The 1,748-nt window shown below is 71.4% G+C and carries 2 protein-coding genes and 1 pseudogene (1 of these 3 running past the window's edge); 1 reads left to right on the forward strand and 2 read right to left on the reverse strand.

What is annotated here, in order from left to right:
- Nucleotides 1-349 carry the beginning of a class I SAM-dependent methyltransferase gene (locus IQ216_RS06540; protein WP_370566641.1) on the reverse strand. 860 nt of this gene lie to the left of the window's left edge, so 349 of the gene's 1,209 nt are visible here — the first part of the coding sequence; it begins with the start codon at nucleotides 347-349; the stop codon falls past the left edge of the window.
- A 47-nt stretch (nucleotides 350-396) separates the two neighbouring features.
- Between IQ216_RS06540 and IQ216_RS06545 the strand changes: the two genes are divergently transcribed.
- The gene (locus tag IQ216_RS06545; protein ID WP_193814836.1) at nucleotides 397-1,230 is read left to right on the forward strand and encodes a TPM domain-containing protein; all 834 of its coding nucleotides are present in this window, start codon (nucleotides 397-399) and stop codon (nucleotides 1,228-1,230) included.
- 23 nt (nucleotides 1,231-1,253) lie between these two features.
- On the opposite strand, the pseudogene IQ216_RS06550 reads toward IQ216_RS06545, so the two are convergent.
- Nucleotides 1,254-1,748 (reverse strand): annotated as a pseudogene (locus tag IQ216_RS06550) (endolysin); the annotation flags it as partial.

A 1,748-nucleotide genomic window follows, 5' to 3' on the forward strand; every position in this document is an offset into this window, starting at 1 on the left:
GGNTGAGGCGGGCGGCCAGATCGGGCCAGCCCAGCTGCAGCGCCTGGGCCAGCTGCAGGGCCAGGGATCCTTCGCCTGGGCCCGCCTCCACCAGGGCCAGGGGCCCAGGCCCCAGGGCCGCCAGCCAATCGGCCACCTGGGGCGCCAGCAGAGCCGCGAAGTCGCCCCCGAGCGAGGGGGCGGTGGCAAAGTCGCCGCCGGGGCCGATGCGCAGCCGGCCAGCGCCGTAGGCGCCGTGCTCGGGGTCGTGCAGGGCCCAGGCCATGAAGGTGCTGAACGGCACCGCGCCCGCGGCTGCGCGCAGCCGCGGGGCCAGCCAGGCAGGACAGGGAGCAGCGGGATCCGTCACGGCCGGAGCTGGGCTCGGGGAGAATGCATCTTCTCGGAGACAGGCGCATGGGCAGGGTTCTGGCAACACGGGCCGCGGCGACCCTGGCGGCGCTGGTGCTGCTGCTCGGCACCATGGTGGGAGCCGTGGCGGGCGTGGGCGTGGCTCCAGCCATGGCCTACGACAACCCGGAGCTGCTGCCCGACCACCCCACCCCGGTGATCGACCTGGCCCGGGCCCTCACCGATGGCCAGCGGGCCGACCTCGAGGAGCACCTGAGCCGCTTCGAGGCCGACAGCGGCTGGAAGCTGCGGGTGCTCACCCAGTACGAGCGCACGCCGGGGCTGGCGGTGCGCGACTTCTGGAATCTCGATGAGCGCAGCCTGCTGCTGGTGGCCGACCCCCGCGGCGGCAACCTGCTCAATTTCAACGTGGGCGATGCCCTGTTCGCCCTGATGCCGCGCACCTACTGGGTGGAGCTGCAGACGCGCTTCGGCAACCAGTACTACGTGCGCGACCACGGCGAGGACGGTGCCATCGTCGATGCCCTCGCCGCCGTGGAGACCTGCCTGGAGCGTGGCGGCTGCCAGGTGGTGCCCGGCCTGCCCAACGAGCRGTGGGTGCTGACCCTGGCCACCTCGATCGTGGGGGGGCTGATCGTGGGCTTTGCCGCCTACCCGCGCCATGAGGGGCGCCGGGTGGAGTGGGCCTGGGTGCTGCTGCTCTCGCCCCTGTGGGTGATCCTGTTCGGCATCTTCGGCGTGGCCCCGATCGTGACCCGCACCGACGACCTACTGCCCCTGCTGCGCAACGCCATGGGCTTCACCGGCGCGATCGCGGCGGCCTATCTGATCGCCCAGAACACCGTGGGCCGCAACCGCATCAAGCCTGACGAAACCTGATCAGCCGCGGCTCCAGGCGTCGATCAGACCCCGGTGCTGCGGGGACCGATCTCATCCAGGGCCTCCAGCTGACAGCGCAGCGAATCTGCGGGCAGACAAGGGGGCTTGGGCGGCGTTTCGGGAACTACCGCCACGGTGTTGTTGAGGGCGTATTGAGCCCGCAGTTCGCTGAGGTTCTGCTCGTAGAAGCGCCGCAGTTCATGGAAGCGCTTCACCGGCTGGCCATAGAAGCTGTGGCCGGCCAGGGTGGGGAACGACGCCCACTCCGGCGCCAGGCGATGGGCCAGGTAGGGGGTGAACTGGCCCTGGTCAGCCAGCTGCAGCACGCCGCGGCGCTGGATCAGGTAGATGGCGGCCTGGTCCTGCACCGCTGGACCGAAGGCGTTGGGGCCGTGGAGCCGAAAGCCGATGGCGCGGGAGGCCATCGCCCAGGTGGGCGGCATGAACTGGTAGGCCCCGGCAGCGGCGCTGGCGTAGCGGGCCGTGCGGTTGACCCGGTTGGGGTGGCGATCCAGAGA

It is taken from the genome of Cyanobium sp. LEGE 06143 (assembly GCF_015207535.1).
Lineage (GTDB): Bacteria > Cyanobacteriota > Cyanobacteriia > PCC-6307 > Cyanobiaceae > NIES-981.